Raw genomic sequence first — 16065 nt, 5'->3', positions numbered from 1 at the left:
AACAAGACGATTTAAACCAGTCTTGAACCAGCAGGCGGACCGTACGCCTGCCTCGCTTTGGAGGGGTAGAACCACTTTCTAAGTGGGGTGGCAGGGTTAGCTCAGCTAACTCCCCTGCCGCCCCGGTGGCTAAGGTCGCAGGGAGGCACCGTTGCTAGCAATGACCTGCTTGTACCAGTCAAAGGACTTCTTGCGGTAGCGCTTCAAGCTACCCGAACCGTCGTCATTCCGGTCTACATAGATGAAGCCGTAGCGCTTGGACATCTGAGCGGTACTGGCTGATACCAGGTCAATGGGGCCCCAGCTAGTGTACCCCAGCACTTTAACGCCGTCCTCAATCGCTTCGCCCACCTGCACCAGATGATCATTCAGGTAGTCGATGCGGTAGTCGTCTTCAACGGTCTCGTTGATCAGCTGGTCCTTAGCGCCCAGCCCGTTTTCCACGATGAAGAGGGGTTTCTGCCAGCGGTCCCAGTAATCATTCAGAATGATGCGCAGCCCCACCGGGTCAATCTGCCAGCCCCACTCTGAGGCTTTCAGGGTGGGGTTAGGGACGCCGCCAATGATGTTGCCCTCGCCACCTGCCTCCTGCTTGGCTGACTCACAGACCGACATGTAGTAAGAGAAGGAAACGTAATCGACTGTGTGCTTAAGGTCTTCCTTATCAGCATCGGTCATCTCTAGTTCAACGCCCAGCTCCTTGAGCTTGCGCAGGAAGTAACCGGGGTAGGTACCGCGCACGTGCACATCCCCAAAGGTGTAATCCTCGTGGGAGGCAGCCATCGCGGCGAGCGCATCCTGGGGGTCAGAGGTTAGAGGGTAACGGGGAACCGCCAGAATCATGCAGCCGACCTTGTTCGCTGGGTCGATGTCGTGAGCAATTTTGGTGGCACGGGCTGAAGCAACCAGCTCGTGGTGGATGGCCTGGTAGAGCTTTTGAGGGCCGAGTTCCTCGGGCGTGCTTTCGATGCCCGAGAAGAAGGGGAAATGCAACACCGAATTGATCTCGTTGAAGGTGAGCCAGTAGCGCACACGCCCCTTGAAATGTTCTATAACGGTGCGGGCGTAGCGTTCAAAGAAGGTGATGAGCTCGCGGTTGGTCCAACCACCATAGTGCCTTGCCAGGTGCAGGGGTGTTTCGTAGTGACTGAGGGTAACCAGCGGTTCGATGCCTTTTTCGAGCAGATAGTCAATCACCCGGTCGTAAAATTCAAGGCCCGCTGCGTTGGGTTCTGTTTCGTCCCCCTGAGGGAAGATACGGCTCCAGGCGAAGGAGAGTCGGAAGGTTTTGAAGCCCATTTCAGCGAAAAGATCGATGTCTTCACGGTAGCGGTGATAGAAGTCGATGGCTTCACGTTTGAGATTATCGTCCGTGGGTTCAGCGGTGGGTGGGGTGCGCAGGCCGTGAGGCATGACGTCCTGGACGCTGAGTCCCTTGCCGTCTGCCCGATAGGCGCCTTCGATTTGGTTAGCTGCGGTTGCCCCGCCCCAGAGAAAATTGTGAGGAAACATCGTCTCATCTGCTTTCGTGTACTGTGCAGGCAGTGTCTGCCTGAAAAAGAAAAGACCCCGAGAATCACTGTATCAGCAGAAAAATATTTCTCGCAGGTAGCAGGCTTTGTGATTCTCTCAGAGGATTCCATCATGGGTTTTGATACCTTTACCATGGCACCTGCTCAGGGCGCCACTCCCGTTTTTGCGGTCTTTGCCAAGAGGTTCATCGAGCAGTTTTCCCCTGAGGTTGCCTCCCATGTGCCCAGTGTCCTTTGCGCTCTATGGTTTTTAGTTAAGCACCCATTCCTGCAACCCATCAGCAACTCCTCCGCGGGATTCTACTGCCTGTTTAACCCGCGCGTAAGAAGCTGCTGCAAGTGCCGGCGCAGCGCAGGAGCTTGCTGCTGCGCTGGGTGAGGTAATGCAGTAGCGGTAGCTAGGGTCATCAACCATCATGCTCGGTGCCCAGCGCATCGTCTTGACCGACCAGTCCCCTGCATCATCGCGCGTCATGATGGCGTTGACCATAATGCCCTCGTTGTTACCCACGATGGACGGTGAGAGCTCCGTGACGTTATTGCCCATACCGTAGACAACCCAGGTGTCCCCGAACTTTTCGATGGGCTGGACGGTGTGAGCATGCTGACCTACGATCAGGTCAAAGGCCTCGGAATCTGACAGCTCACGAGCGACTGTGACCCGTTGGTTGTTGGGCTCGGTGACGTATTCATCACCGGCGTGCATATTGGCGACCACGATATCAGCACCTTTTTCTCTAGCTCGTTGCGCCTTAGCGATCATAGTCTTGGTGTCGAGTATATCTACCTGCCAGTTGTGCTCGGGAACCTGCCCGTTAAGCCCGTAGGTGCCGGTAACCACCGCAATCTTGACGCCGTTGGCGCTTTCAAAGATATCGGGTTGCTGGGATTCATCTTCGCTCAGATTGGTACCGGTGACCCCCATACCGGCTGCCTCAACGGCTCTATAGGTTCGTTCGAGCCCCGCAGTCCCCTGATCAATGGAGTGATTACTGGCCGTCATGCAGGCGTCCCAGCCAATGTTAGCTGCCGCCGTAAGAATCTGGGGAGGTACATTGAAGCTGGGGTAGCCGCTGTAGGGGCCGGTTTCAGTGGCTACCGGGGTTTCCATTTGGCACACGGCCAGATCTGATGTCTCTAAGTAGGGCTTCTGAGATGCAATCATCGGCTCAAAATCCAGCGGCTCTTGCCCGGTCAAGTGGGCATCAGCACTGGCCTGAGCCCACAGTAGGTTGTGCACTAAAAAATCACCGGTAAAAGTCAGAGAAACGCAACTAGCATCACCGCAATCATCGGTAGCGGCTGCTGAGTTGCCCACAGCGTTGAGGGTGGGTGAGCTCTGAGTGTTCGGGCTCTGCTGAGCAGGTTCACTAGTTTCTTGACCGGTACAGCCTGAGAGAAGGAGGGTCGTTGCGGCGACTAAAGCCAAAACTATGTGGGGGCTCTTCATGCGTCATTTCGTTTCACCGTGGCAAAGAACTATGCTTCCCACTCTACCGGTGCCCCTCTTTGCTCCCGCTTATTACGTCTCGTTGAAGTTGGCATAGACACCCGCCACCGGTTCTCCGCGCTGATTGCGGGGCCGATAGCCTGCTAGGTTCTTAAGCAGTTTCATGTCGCGGATGCCTGAGACCGGGTTGGTATCGATGACAGCGCACCTGCCGATGGGCTCACCGAGGGTGAGCTTTACCCCGTCTAATTCGCCAGGGACCGGCTTACCCTCAAGGCCGGCTACCACCTGTAGCTGAACCTGCTGCCCTGCCCAATTATCCTCGATAAAGGGCTCATCAGTCTGGACCACCAGGTTGCACCGCAAGCGGGCAGCGTCTACCGACACCACCCCGGTTTCGTGGTTGGAAGGTGGCTCTACCCTGCGTCCTAGCTCTTCTAAAGTGGCAGAACCTATCAGGCTCAGCGGGGCGCCAAAAATCAGCGGGTCAAGGGCATAGGCCAGTACCACCTGCTCGTGGAGGAAATCAGAAAGAGCTCTATTGACCGGGTGGTCATAGAGGGCCAGGCGCTTGGGCTGACCCCAAAAATCAAAAGTCTGGGTTTCTTCCTTGGATAGCGGCACAAGAGTGAAGCTGCCCTGCCCCGGGATACGCACCTCGAGTAGCGTCCTCCGATCACACTCGCTCAAAGAATTCTCTACCTGCACCAGTTTCGGGTAGGCAACAGATCGCGCTACCTTACCCGTCTCGGGCAGAACGAGACCCCAGCGGCGATTAAAAACAATGCCACCGGGGCCACGTTCCGCCCTCGTGTGGGCGGTGTGCCGGGCGCCTTTGACCGGGCTGAAACCAAAGTGTGTGACCGTTAGCTGGAGCATACCCCCAGCTTAACAAGCCACACAGCACGGCAAAAGGCTAGTTCCACAGGCCGATCAGCATGAGCCAGAGCGTGCCAACGCTGCCCCATATGATGATGTTAACGACCGAGGCAATGAAGCTCTTCTTGAACCATTCGTTGGTGGGAACGTAGCCCGAACCAAAGATGACGCCTGCAGGGCCCGAGGCGTAGTGGGTCAGCCCGCCAATCAGGTTGCCGGCGAAACCGAACATCAGAGCAGCGAACATCGCCGGGGTGCCTGCGGCGACAGCTGCTGCAAGGAAGACGGCGTACATAGCGACGATCTGGGCGGTGTTGGACGCGAAGAGGTAGTGGACGTAGAAGTAGACCAGGAAGAGCACGGCGAAAGCGAGCGGCCAGGGCAAGCCTCCGACCAGTGAGCTCACAGAGTTACCAATCCAGGGAATAACACCCAGGGTGTTGAGGTGTTCTGCCATAGCCACCAGCACCGAGAAGAAGATGAGGGTGGACCAGGCGCCGGAGTTCTTCGCCATATCGTTCCAGGTCAAGACCTTGGTGGCCAACAAGATGGCAATACCCAGGAAGGCAGCTGAGGTGGCGTTGACACCGATGGTTGAGCCTAGAATCCATAGCGCCAAAAGAAGCACGAAAGTTACCAGCATAATAATTTCTGCGCGGGACATGGGCCCAGATTCTTTCAACTGCTCACGAGCATGAGCAGGAGCATCCGGGGTCTTGCGCAGGGTGGGCGGGTAGATTTTCATCATGACCCAGGGCATGGCCAGCAGAGCAACCAGACCGGGAACCAGTGCACCCATAGCCCAGGTGCCCCAGGTAATGTGAATGCCCTGTTGCTCAGCGAAACCAACTGCCAGAGGGTTGCCCGCCATCGCCGTAATGAACATGGCTGAGGTGATGGTGTTAACCTGAATCGCGGTCAGCGACAGGTAAGAGCCCAGACGTCTGCGGGATTCTGTGCTGGTGGGTTCAGAGTTATTCACCACTGCCAGCGATTTGATGATGGGGTAGACCACGCCACCGGCACGAGCCGTGTTTGAGGGCGTAGCTGGTGCAAGAACTAGGTCGGTCAGTGCCATACCGTAGGCAAGGCCCAGGGACGAGCGCCCCAGCTTGGACACAAACATCAGGGCGATACGGCGCCCCAGACCGGTAATCAAGAAACCGTCGGCAATGAAGAAGGCGGCGACAATCAGCCAGATGGTGGGATTGCCAAAGCCGGTCAGTGCCTCATCTTTTGCAGCCATGGTGCCGGTCATCATCGCCGCTGCCAGACCAATCAGCGCCACTGACGCTGTAGGTAGCGGTTGCAGAATCAACCCCAGAATGGTGCCGGCAAAAATACCCGCCATGTGCATACCCCGCGGGTCAACTCCCTCGGGGGCAGGCAGGAAGAAGAGAATCAGAGTAACCGCCAAAATCGCTACGATTTTGGCAATCATCATATTTCGTTCACGGGCTGGAGCCGGGGCTACAGGAGCCCCTGGCTGTGGTGCAGATGTCATGGTTGCTTTCTTCGCGCAGCCCTCAAGCTACGCGCTCGGAGTGTGTCTTTTCTTCTTTCTAGCCTACTCCCCGTCTAAGGGTGAATTCCCCAGCGAGGAGGCTAGTCGTCCTTACCCTTACGGAAGGCGGAGCGGGCCCGCTCACGGTTAACGGCGGCGATAGCTGAGAGCGGGATGCCCGCCGGGCAGGTAACAGCACATTCACCGTAAACCGAGCAGGGGCCAAAGTGGGTATCGGCTTCTGCCAGCAGGTTACGGGCGCGAGATGAGCGTTCAGCCTGGCCCTGGGGTAGCACCGATAAGCTTTGCAGAATCGAACCGGCGTAGAGGTTAGCGGAGCCGTTGGGGCAGGCTGCGATGCAGGCACCGCACCCGATGCAGGCTGAAAAGTCGAGTGCCTGTTCAGCCCGCCCGTGACCGATCTGCATGGAGTCAGCATCAGCGGCAGTACCAGCGTCCACCGAGACAAAACCGCCGGCGCGGATGACGTCGTCCAGGGCGGTGCGGTCAACCACCAGGTCGCGGACGACGGGGAATGCTTCGGACCGGAAGGGCTCTAGTCGGAGATTGTCCCCGTCCTTGAAGGAGCGCAGGTGCTGGCGGCAGGAGGGCGTGTTGGGCACCGGGCCGTGGGGCTGGTCGTTGACGGTGATGCCGCAGGTGCCGCAGATACCTTCGCGGCAGTCGGACTCGTAGGCAATCGGTTCGCGCCCTTCAGAAACCAGCTGGTCGTTGAGGTAGTCAATGAGCTCTAGTAAGGACATCTCTTCGTAGGCGCCGGTAACGGTGTAGGTCTCAAATCGGCCTGCTGTAGCCGTGTTATCTTGGCGCCAGACTTCAATGGTGAGTTTCACTTGTAGTTCCTCGTTTCTAGGGTGATGTCTTTGAAGTCCAGGGGTTCAGCATGGCGAATGTGGGCACCGTCTGCGCCCTCTTCCCAGACGCTGACAAAGCACCAGTCCTCATCGTTGCGGGCTGCCTCGCCCTCTTCGGTTTGGTATTCCTCGCGGAAGTGGGCACCGGCTGATTCCTTGCGGTCCAGGGCATCGATGCACATGAGTTCTGCCATTTGTAGGTAATCCTCCAGGCGTCCTGCGCGTTCGAGTTCCTGGTTGAAGCTCTGGGGGTTACCCGGTATGAAAAGGTCGGTGTAGAATACCTCCCGCAGGGCGCGGATTTTCTCGATGGCCGCGGTGAGTTTAGCTTCGGTACGGCTGACACCGCAGCCCTCGTAGAGGATTTCACCCAGTTCAGCGTGGATGCGGTCTGCCGGGGTTTTACCGCCGATGTTCATCAGGCGGGTTACCCTCTCTGAAACGTCCTTTAGGACGCCCTGCACGGCGGGGTCGGTAGGTTCAAGCACTGTTTCGCCCAGGTGCTGGGCCAGGTAGTTGGGCACCGAGTAGGGCAGGGTGAACCAGCCGTCTACACAGGCAGAGAGCAGGGAGTTAGCTCCCAGCCGGTTAGCACCGTGGTAGCCCCAGCCGGCTTCACCGCCCACAAAAAGCCCGGGTATATTGCTCATCTGGTCGTAATCAGTCCACAACCCGCCCATGGCAAAGTGGGCACCGGGGGCGATACGCATAGGCACCTCGTGGGGGTCCTCGCCGGTTGCGTCCCGGTACATCTCAAAGAGGTTGCCGTAGCGCTCGTCCAGCACTTTGACGCCCAGGCGCTGCTTGGCGTCTCTAAAGTCTAGGTAGACCGAGTTCTTCAGCGGGCCCACGCCGTGACCGCTTTCAATCTGTTCGCGAGCTGCGCGGGAGGCAATATCACGCGGGGTCAGGTTGGCAAAGGCGGGGTATTTGCGTTCCAGGTAGTAGTCCCGTTCGTCCTCGGGAATGGCGTTGGCGGGGCGGTCATCCCCTGCCTGTTTGGGTACCCAGATACGCCCGTCGTTACGCAGAGACTCAGACATCAGCGTGGTCTTGGACTGCCACTTGTGGCTAATCGGCAAGGCGGTGGGGTGGAACTGAATGTAGGAAGGGGACGCAAAGTAGGCACCCCGGCGCACTGCGCGCCAGGCAGCGGTCACGTTGGAGTTCTTTGCCAACGTTGAACGGTGAAAAACGTTGCCGTATCCGCCGGTTGCCAGGACGACGGCGTGGGCAGTTTCTGCCCGCACCTCACCGGTTTTCAGGTTGCGGGTGACGATGCCCCGGGCACGCCCGTCCTTGATGATGAGGTCGAGCATTTCTTCATGGGTGTGCAGGGTAACGGTACCGGCTGCAACCTGGCGTTGGAGTGAACGGGAGGCCGAGACCTGCAGCTGTTGCCCGGTCTGCCCGCGGGTATAGTAGGTGCGGGAGACCTGCACACCACCGAAGGAGCGGGTGGTCAGCTGACCGCCGTACTCCCGGGCGAAGGGGGCGCCAATGGCGTTCATGTGGTCGATGACGCTCACCGATTCTTCGGCCAAGCGGAAAACATCGGCCTCGCGTCCACGGAAGTCCCCGCCCTTGACGGTGTCTTTGACGAAGCGGTGGATGGAGTCATTATCGACCTTGCGGGCACGTGCCGCATTGATGCCGCCCTGAGCTGCTACCGAGTGGGCACGGCGGGCCGCATCGTGAATGGTGTAGGCAGAGACCTGGTAGCCCAGCTCCCCCAGTGCCGCGGCACAGCTGGCACCGGCTAGACCGGTACCCACCACAATGACTTTGAACTTGCGGCGGTTGAGGGGCGAGACCAGTTTGTATTCGTCGCGGCGGCGAGCCCACGCGGTGGAGGGAGGGCCGTCCGGCACTTTGCCGTCAACGGGGTCTGCGTAGGAAATATTGACGTTAACCATAATTGCTTATCTTTCTATTTCACTAGCCCGAAGAGCACGGCAAGGGGGATGCTGATGTTGCCCAGCATGACGATGAGCGCGTAAACACCGGCAATGAGGATGACCCAGGAGCGGGCTTTTTCGCTGACGGTCACACCGAAGTCGTAGACCGCTGCCCAGAGCCCGTGGGCTAGGTGCAGGAAGAGAATGACCATGGCAAGAAGGTAGATGAGGGCTACTACAGGGCGTTGGAAACTGGCGACCAGGTTCTCGTAGGCGAAACTGCCTGCTTGGCTGCCGTGCTGGAAGTCGGTGGGTGCCACACCCACGCCGGCGGTCAGGTCAAGAATGTGGAAGATGACAAAGAGCAGAAGAACGATTCCGGTGACCGGCATGGTGCGGGCGGTGAAGGATTTGAAGCCTTTAAGACCCCTGCGTTTGTGGGATCCGCGGGCTTTCTTGGCGCGGGAGGACAGGAGAACGGCGCAGCCTACGTGCCCGATGAGGCAGACCAGCAGGGCGACGCGGAAGACCCAGAGGAAGCCCTCGTAGGGGAAGAGCGGCTCGAAGAGGGTTCGCAGGAAGAGGGCGTAGTCGTTGAAGGCTTCAGGGCCTTTATAGACTTTGAGGTTGCCGTACATGTGCACCATCACGAAGAGGGCGAAGACGATGCCGGTGATGGCCATAATGTACTTGGCGAGGACGTTGGAGATCAGTGGAGGCTTGGCGGCGGGGGTTCTCGAAGTCATGTGGTGTTCCTGTGCTGGTGGGGCCCTGTGGGGGCTTTTAAACCGTCATTTTCAGCCTGACACTTTCGGAATGTGGTTTCTAGACCAGATGCCACCTTGAACCGTTTAAGTTCAATTTTTACGTTTGTTCGGTTTTCACCTTTAGGTTTTAAAGCGAAAACTCCCCAGCTAGAAGCTGGGGAGTTTTCTTTGTGCGCGTTAATGGATGGAGCAGGCGGAAGCGAGCGCGCGAGCTTGTAAGAGCCTGCGTAATAAGCGAGCTCTGCGAGCTTGGAGAACCAGAGACGCAAAAACTCCCCAGCTGAAAGCTAGGGAGTCTTCTTTGTGCGCGATACTGGGATCGAACCAGACGGAAGGAAATTTTCCGAGCTGGCGAGGAAATAAAAATTTCCTGGAGTGGTCACCGTAATGAAACAGTGAGCACCGGATACCTATGTATCATCTGTGCGCGATACTGGGATCGAACCAGTGACCCCTTCCATGTCAAGGAAGTGCGCTACCGCTGCGCCAATCGCGCGTGGAGGTGAGGACGGGACTCGAACCCGCGTACACGGTTTTGCAGACCGTTGCCTAACCACTCGACCACCTCACCACACGCTCAAACCTGGGGTTTGAGGGGCGAAAACTTTTGGTTTTCGTGAGAGCGGTTGACGAGACTTGAACTCGCGACATCCACCTTGGCAAGGTGGTGCTCTACCAACTGAGCTACAACCGCAACTCGAATTACTATACAGATGTGTGGGGGGTCTTGGCAAATGTGGTGTTGCTGTTCCCGGCCCCTGGACGCTTACCCAGTGAATGTGCGTATTAGCGCCGAATGTGCGGCTTTAGAGCGCACGTTCGGCGCTAAAGTGCACGCCCGCTTACTGTGAGAGAGCAAAACAAAACCCCGGACGCTAGGACCGGGGTTTTCTTGGAGCGGTTGACGAGACTTGAACTCGCGACATCCACCTTGGCAAGGTGGTGCTCTACCAACTGAGCTACAACCGCATATTAATTGAACCGAAGTTCTTTACGTGATACTTGAGTATCATGCGTGCGCGATACTGGGATCGAACCAGTGACCCCTTCCATGTCAAGGAAGTGCGCTACCGCTGCGCCAATCGCGCATAAACCTACAAGAGGTTTTGCGAGCGGTTGACGAGACTTGAACTCGCGACATCCACCTTGGCAAGGTGGTGCTCTACCAACTGAGCTACAACCGCAGATGTTACGTTGCGTTTTCACGCTTCGAACCAACGTGTATATACACTACAGCCTTTTTGGTCGCTTGCCAAATTAGGTCACACCCCGCAGAAATCGCCATTTACACTAGTCAGGGCTGAATTTTTGGCCTTCACACCCTAGTCAAGAGAATTTTTTAGTCTATGCACTGCGCCACAGCCATTTAGGATTGAAGTGTTTACTGCATTGAGAGGTTAGCCATGTATCCAAGCTTGATTGCTGAACGTTTCACCCTGCGTCCCTTGCGAGATGCGGACGCTGCAGCTATTGCCGCTGCCTGCATCGACCCCGAGATTGTGCGTTGGTGCAAGAGCATTCCCCTGGACTACACCCTGGATAATGCGCGTATGTTCATTGACTACACTCGCGTTGCGGCGTCCAATGGTAGTGAGCTGGTATGGGGTATTGACTATAGCGGGGTCTTTGCCGGCGTGGTTACCCTGTTTGATATTGAGGACGACGCAGCTGAGGTGGGTTTCTGGATGGCACCGCAGATGCGGGGCAAGGGGACCCTCAAAGAGGCTTTGGCTGTCGTAATGGGTTTTGCCTTTGACCCTCAGGGCATGGGGCTCAATCAGCTAACCTGGACTGCCATTGAGGGCAACACAGCCTCTGAGAAAGCAGCTCTTGCGGTAGGTTTTAGCGACATCCGCACGGTGCCTGAGGGCACGGTTGACCGCCGGTTACCCAACGGTGAGCAACCCCGGCTGACGGCGCGGACAGCTACCATGACCCGCGCCCAGTGGGCTGAAAAGGGGTTCCCTGTTTAGAGGGCAGTGGTTTCGCGCCCTTCTCACTCCCCCCTGGTTACCGCCTTCACGGGCCAGTGCGGTGAGGCGGGACGGAGAGAGCGGGAGCGAGCGCGCGAGCTCACAAGAGCGAACGCAGTGGTTTCGCGTCCTTCTCACTCCCCCTGGTTACCGCCTTCACGTGCCAAGGCAGTAAGGCGGGACGGAGAGAGAGGGAGCGAGCGCGCGAGCTCACAAGAGCGAACGCAGTGGTTTCGCGTCCTTCTCACTCCCCCTGGTTACCGCCTTCACGGGCCAAGGCAGTAAGGCGCGAAACCGCACGGAAGTACTTCTTCTGGTAGCCGCCTTCCATCATTTCTTGGGTGAAGACGCGGTCGAAGGGTACGCCGCTGGCGATGATGGGGAGGTCTTTGTCGTAGAGGCGGTCGGCGAGCACAACGAAGCGCAGGGCTACAGCTTGTTGGTCGATGGTTTGCACGTTCTTCCAGGCGACAGCATCAAGGCCCTTGATGAATTCGCGGTAGCGGGAGGGGTGCACGCGGGAAAGGTGCTCGATGAGAGCCGGGAAGCTGTCTACGGCGATGGTGCCGAGGTCACCGAAGTTTTGGGCGACGGTGGTGTCAAAGTCCGCGTCAGAGACGGGGGAGGGGGCAGCGGGTAGTCCGCGGTGGCGGTAGTCTTCGCCGTCTACTCGGATGACGTCGAACTGTTCGGCCAGTACCTGGATTTCACGTTTGAAGTCAGCCGCGGCGAAGCGGCCCTCACCCAGTGAGCCGGGCAGGGTGTTGGAGGTAGCGACTAGCTTGACCCCTGCTTCTGCCAGTTCGCGCATGAGTCGAGACATGAGGACGGTGTCACCCGGGTCATCGAGTTCAAATTCGTCAATGCAGACCAGCTTGTAGGCCGAGAGGGCTTCTACGGTTTTGCGGAAGGTGAGGGCACCCACCAGGTTGGTGTATTCCACGAAAGTACCAAAGGCTTTGGGGCCTTCTACCGAGTGCCAGAGGGAGGCCAGCAGGTGGGTTTTGCCGACACCGAAGCCGCCATCCAGGTAGAGCCCGGCCTTAGTTGCTGGTTTTTTCTTGCCGCCGCCGAAGAGCTTGCCGAAGAAGCCGCCTGTTGCTGCACTTCCCCCGTTGATGCTGACACCGAAGGCGCGGAGGGCGTCCACGGCCTGCTGTTGTGATGGCTGGGCAGGGTCAGGGCGGTAGGTGTCAAAGGAAACCTCACCGAACCGTTCGGAGGGGCGGAACCCCGCCAGCAGTTCGTCTGCTGAAACGTTGGGAGTGCGATCGGTGAGGTGGACGGTGGTGACCAAGGGCGTGACTCTCATCCCGTGTGCGTGTCGGTGATTCTTACAGGCTTAGTCTAGTGCTCTACCCCACTTTTACCCAATGTTGCGCTCTGCCCCGAGGGTACTAGGGTTGATGGGTAGTAGAGAAAGGTTGTCTCATGGCTAAAAAGAAGAAGTCCGCTGCTGCTACTGCCGCGCTAGCTGTCTTACAGGACGCCGGGGTGCACTTTGAGGTGCGGGAGTATGAACACACTGCCGGAGAAACAAACTTTGGGGTTGAAGCTGCCCAGAAGCTGGGCCGCTCCCCCGAACAGGTTTTCAAGACGCTGATGATCCATCACGAAAAGGATTTCGCGGTCTGTGTGGTGCCGGTAGGTGGCAAGCTCAACCTTAAAGCTGCCGCTGCGGCGCTGGGTTGGAAGACCGCGATGATGGCTGACCCAGCGGTCGCTCAGAAACGCACCGGCTATGTGGTGGGCGGAATTTCGCCGCTGGGGCAGAAGATCTCTCACCCCACGCTGGTCGATGAATCTGCCCAGCTCTTTGACACTGTGCTGGTCTCGGGAGGCAAACGAGGGCTGGACGTAGAGCTAACCGGCGATAACCTGGTGGAGGTCACTGCCGGTTCCTACGCTGATATCGCAGCTTCCTAGCTAGCCAAGACGGGGCTCTAGCCAGTCAATCACCGTCTGTTCCCATTTGACGGGATCCACGTTCCACTCGCGGGTGTGGGCTGCCCCCTCGAAGAGAACGAAATCGACGAGGTCTGACTTTGCGGCAAGCTCCTGAGAAGGGCCAACCGGCACATAGGCATCATCGACTGAGTGCATGATGAGGGTAGGTACCTTAATGTCTGAAGCCCGGTGAGGCCAGGAGATTTCCTCTAGCCGGATGGGATCCTTGAGCCCGGTGAAGACCTTGAGCGCCGGGTGGGTAATCATCGAAACACCCAGCTGCCCAATACGCAGGGGCATTTTGTTGAGCTGAGAGTGATACTGAATCAGTTCAATCCAATTGAGGGCGGGGCCGTCCAATACGAGGGCCCTAACATGCTTTCGGTTGTGCGCCTTGTCGGCAGCCTGCAAGGAAATAGACCCACCCATGGACCACCCAAAAAGCACCACGTCGTCCGCGCCGTGCTCTAAGGCGTAGTCGATGGCAACCTCAACATCACGCCATTCTGTGAACCCCAGCCCGTACCTGCCGTCTTCTGAGGCGGGAGCTTCGCGGTCATTGCGGTAGCTCATATGCAAAGAGGTGAGGCCCAGGGACTGAGTTGCGCTCAGGGCACGCAGGGTTTCAGCCCTGGTCGCGCCCATACCGTGCACCATGATGGCCCAGGTTGAACTACTGGTAGCAGGGCTGCTTTCAACCTTCTGAGCTGGCTGCGCACTAAGGGACGCGCCGGGGCGAATCAGCCAGGCAGGGGCAGGCCCAACCGGCAGATTAAGCTCAGTATCTTCAGAAGAATAACCAGCGTCGCTAGGGTGGGGTGCTACCACTCCACTCAGTCGCCCCCGCTCGATGTCTGAGATATCGCCACGAATAATTTTTAGGATCTGCCGGGTGACGGTCTGGTCTTTGGGTGAGTAACTGATGACCTCCCCCAGCACCGCGAAGCCCGCTCCGCCCGAAAAGTATAAGCCGTAATTGCCGCGAGCGCGGGTGCGGTCTGTGGCGTCTATTCTGATGCTGCTCGGTTCTTGCCCTGCGGCGATATCAACTGAGTCATATCCCAGGGAGTGTACCCGCACGTCCTCTACCGGGGTTTTGGGTGGGACCACCACGCGCCGGGCGAAATAGGTGGCTAGACCGGCTGAACCTGCCAGACCAACGGTAGCCAGGGTCGCACCCGATACCAGGCCGAAGGTCAGCGGTTTCCACATTTTCGCGGGTTTTTCTTCAGGGCTTAGTTGAACCATAGTGACCAGTTTAGAACACAGGAGTGACACGGCCGGGGTTGGTGTGCTCAACTTCATCGCTCGTGCAGGGTAGCTGCCCTGGGTGGGTATGAAGCGGGAATAAGAAGGTATGCCGGCACGCTACTAGAGGTAGGGTAAAAAAAATACCCTCTACTGAAAAAGAAAGGCACTGTCGTGAACGATTTTATACCCGGCGTTGGATCTGTGGTTAAAGACTGGAAATCCGTGCTGAATCCCACCGAGTATGCTGTGCTGCGCGAGGGCGGCACCGAGCGTCCTTTTACCGGTGAATACTGGGACACCACCACTGAAGGTGTCTACTCGTGCCGGGCCTGCGGGGTTGAGCTCTTTCGCTCTACCGAGAAATTTGAGAGCCACTGCGGTTGGCCCTCTTTTTATGAGCCTGCAGACGAATCTAGCGTGCGTTACATCCAGGACCGCAGCATGGGCATGGTGCGTACCGAGGTACGCTGTGCCGCCTGCGATTCCCACCTGGGGCACGTTTTTGAGGGTGAAGGCTACGCTACCCCCACCGACCTGCGCTACTGCATCAACTCTGTTTCCCTCACCCTAGAAGAGAAGCCAGTGCAGAAGTAACCCGTGCTTAACTCAGACTTAGCTTCCGTTTTCTACAAGGTGGCATAATAGTTGAGTATGCCTACCGCCGCGAAAGAGAGTCTGCCCATGTCCGCATCTACTAACCCCGGTACTCCAGCGGCACCCACCGGGCCCGTGAGCAGCGATTTTGGGTTACCCAGTGGCCTTCAGATCCCTGAGCTGGTTAGGCTTGATGCTCCAGCAGGGGGCACACCCAGCGTCATCAATACCGAACGCGGGCTGAAGAGAGTAGCCCAGCTGTTATCTGAGCAGACTGGACCAGTCGCCGTCGATACCGAACGCGCCTCGGGTATTAGATACGGGCAGCGTGCCTTCCTGGTGCAACTCAAGCGCGGAGATTCGGGCGTCATCATCATTGATCCCGAAGCTTTTGAGGATCTCTCCCCCATCAATGATGCTCTTTCAGGTGTGGAGTGGGTCTTGCATGCTGCCACCCAGGACCTCCCCTGCCTGGCTGAACTGGGGATGTACCCCGACGCCCTTTTTGATACCGAGATGGGCGGCCGTCTGGCCGGCTTCGAGCGCGTTGGCCTGGGGTTCATGGTAGAAAACCTTTTGGGTTTCAAACTTGCCAAGGAGCACTCATCGGTTGACTGGTCTAAGCGGCCTCTGCCCGAAGAGTGGCTCAACTACGCCGCCTTAGACGTCGAAATTCTGCTGGATCTGCGCGATGCCGTTGAAGAGGTGTTACGAGAGCAGGATAAGCTCGGGTACGCCCTCGAAGAGTTTAGGTATGAGTGCGAGGTCTGGGAAAGAGAGCCCAAAAAGGACCCCTGGCGTAAAACTAAGGGAATTAGAGAGCTAAAGAACCGCCGTCAGCTGACCGCGTTGCGCAATCTCTGGTACGAGCGTGAACGTCTTGCCCAAACAAAGGACGTAGCGCCTAAGCGCCTGCTGCCCGATCCCGCTCTGATTCAAGCAGCCCGGCTCATGCCCCGTTCGGTTCCCGCAATTTTACAGGTTCCGGGTTTCCAGACGCGTGCCCTCAAGCGAGAAGCTCCGCGCTGGGTTAGGGCAATCACCGACGCTAAGAACGACACTCAACCGGTCCCCTTCACCACCCCGGCAGAAGGGCCACCACCTCTGAAGGCGTGGGAGACTAAGCGCCCTCTATCAGCCCAGCTCTTTGCTGAGGCTAAACCTGCGGTAGTTGCCCTGGCAGAGGAACTTACCCTGCCCCAGGAAAACCTCTTGTCGCCTGATACTCTGCGCCGTCTCTGCTGGGACCCTCCCGCCGAGCCAACCGCCGCGCGACTTAGGTCAGCCCTGCTTGATTTGGGAGCCCGAGAGTGGCAAATTGAAGTGGTAGTAGGCTCTCTTGCTGAGATTTTTGGTGAGATTCTGGGCCCTGCCCCCTCTACCTCTAAGGAGTAA

Annotated in this window: 13 protein-coding genes and 6 tRNA genes; 4 read left to right on the top strand and 15 right to left on the bottom strand. The window is 57.8% G+C overall.

Annotated features, from left to right (window positions below; translation table 11 throughout):
* Nucleotides 1–129: 129 nt before the first annotated feature.
* From L6990_RS03035 to L6990_RS02975, 13 genes are all read right to left on the bottom strand, one after another.
* A complete protein-coding gene (locus L6990_RS03035) occupies nt 130–1512 on the bottom strand; it encodes a glycoside hydrolase family 1 protein (protein WP_237202593.1) in 1383 nt (460 codons plus the stop codon).
* 270 nt (nt 1513–1782) lie between these two features.
* Complete coding sequence (locus L6990_RS03030; protein WP_237202592.1) at nt 1783–2982, bottom strand: CapA family protein; 1200 nt, start codon at nt 2980–2982, stop codon at nt 1783–1785.
* Between the two features lie 72 nt (nt 2983–3054).
* Nucleotides 3055–3861 carry an MOSC N-terminal beta barrel domain-containing protein gene (locus L6990_RS03025; RefSeq protein ID WP_237202591.1) on the bottom strand — a complete coding sequence of 269 codons (807 nt, stop codon included), beginning with the start codon at nt 3859–3861 and terminating at the stop codon, nt 3055–3057.
* Nucleotides 3862–3898: 37 nt separating this feature from the next.
* Nucleotides 3899–5365 carry an anion permease gene (locus L6990_RS03020; protein ID WP_237202590.1) on the bottom strand — a complete coding sequence of 489 codons (1467 nt, stop codon included), beginning with the start codon at nt 5363–5365 and terminating at the stop codon, nt 3899–3901.
* A gap of 101 nt (nt 5366–5466) precedes the next feature.
* Complete coding sequence (locus L6990_RS03015; RefSeq protein WP_237202589.1) at nt 5467–6219, bottom strand: succinate dehydrogenase/fumarate reductase iron-sulfur subunit; 753 nt, start codon at nt 6217–6219, stop codon at nt 5467–5469.
* Nucleotides 6216–8156, bottom strand: a complete 1941-nt coding sequence (locus L6990_RS03010; protein WP_237202588.1) for a fumarate reductase/succinate dehydrogenase flavoprotein subunit — start codon at nt 8154–8156, stop codon at nt 6216–6218. Before L6990_RS03010 ends, L6990_RS03015 begins: the two co-directional genes overlap by 4 nt.
* A 14-nt stretch (nt 8157–8170) precedes the next feature.
* The gene (locus L6990_RS03005; RefSeq protein WP_237202587.1) at nt 8171–8884 is read right to left on the bottom strand and encodes a succinate dehydrogenase cytochrome b subunit; all 714 of its coding nucleotides are present in this window, start codon (nt 8882–8884) and stop codon (nt 8171–8173) included.
* A gap of 445 nt (nt 8885–9329) precedes the next feature.
* Nucleotides 9330–9401: transfer RNA gene (locus tag L6990_RS03000), tRNA-Val, on the bottom strand.
* Between the two features lies 1 nt (nt 9402).
* A tRNA-Cys gene (locus L6990_RS02995) sits at nt 9403–9476 on the bottom strand.
* A 50-nt stretch (nt 9477–9526) separates the two neighbouring features.
* Nucleotides 9527–9599: transfer RNA gene (locus tag L6990_RS02990), tRNA-Gly, on the bottom strand.
* A 199-nt stretch (nt 9600–9798) separates the two neighbouring features.
* Nucleotides 9799–9874, bottom strand: a tRNA-Gly gene (locus L6990_RS02985).
* 47 nt (nt 9875–9921) lie between these two features.
* Nucleotides 9922–9993: transfer RNA gene (locus tag L6990_RS02980), tRNA-Val, on the bottom strand.
* Between the two features lie 23 nt (nt 9994–10016).
* Nucleotides 10017–10089 (bottom strand) — tRNA-Gly (locus L6990_RS02975).
* Between the two features lie 219 nt (nt 10090–10308).
* On the opposite strand from L6990_RS02975, the gene L6990_RS02970 reads away from it, so the two are divergent.
* A complete protein-coding gene (locus tag L6990_RS02970; RefSeq protein ID WP_237202586.1) occupies nt 10309–10878 on the top strand; it encodes a GNAT family N-acetyltransferase in 570 nt (189 codons plus the stop codon).
* 244 nt (nt 10879–11122) lie between these two features.
* Here L6990_RS02970 and zapE read toward each other — a convergent pair whose 3' ends face one another.
* A complete protein-coding gene (zapE, locus tag L6990_RS02965) occupies nt 11123–12190 on the bottom strand; it encodes a cell division protein ZapE (protein WP_237202585.1) in 1068 nt (355 codons plus the stop codon).
* 119 nt (nt 12191–12309) lie between these two features.
* Between zapE and ybaK the strand changes: the two genes are divergently transcribed.
* A complete protein-coding gene (gene ybaK, locus L6990_RS02960; protein WP_237202584.1) occupies nt 12310–12804 on the top strand; it encodes a Cys-tRNA(Pro) deacylase in 495 nt (164 codons plus the stop codon).
* On the opposite strand, the gene L6990_RS02955 is transcribed toward ybaK, so the two are convergent.
* The gene (locus L6990_RS02955; RefSeq protein ID WP_237202583.1) at nt 12805–14073 is read right to left on the bottom strand and encodes an alpha/beta hydrolase family protein; all 1269 of its coding nucleotides are present in this window, start codon (nt 14071–14073) and stop codon (nt 12805–12807) included. It lies immediately after the preceding gene.
* 174 nt (nt 14074–14247) lie between these two features.
* Between L6990_RS02955 and msrB the strand changes: the two genes are divergently transcribed.
* A complete protein-coding gene (gene msrB, locus L6990_RS02950; RefSeq protein ID WP_237202582.1) occupies nt 14248–14670 on the top strand; it encodes a peptide-methionine (R)-S-oxide reductase MsrB in 423 nt (140 codons plus the stop codon).
* An 87-nt stretch (nt 14671–14757) separates the two neighbouring features.
* On the top strand, nt 14758–16065 hold the full coding sequence (locus L6990_RS02945; RefSeq protein WP_237202581.1) for an HRDC domain-containing protein: 1308 nt from the start codon (nt 14758–14760) through the stop codon (nt 16063–16065).

Source organism: Rothia endophytica (genome assembly GCF_928381505.1).
GTDB lineage: Bacteria > Actinomycetota > Actinomycetes > Actinomycetales > Micrococcaceae > Rothia > Rothia endophytica_A.
The sequence above is the reverse complement of the archived record's forward strand: the minus strand, read 5'-3'. Positions and strand labels throughout refer to the sequence as shown.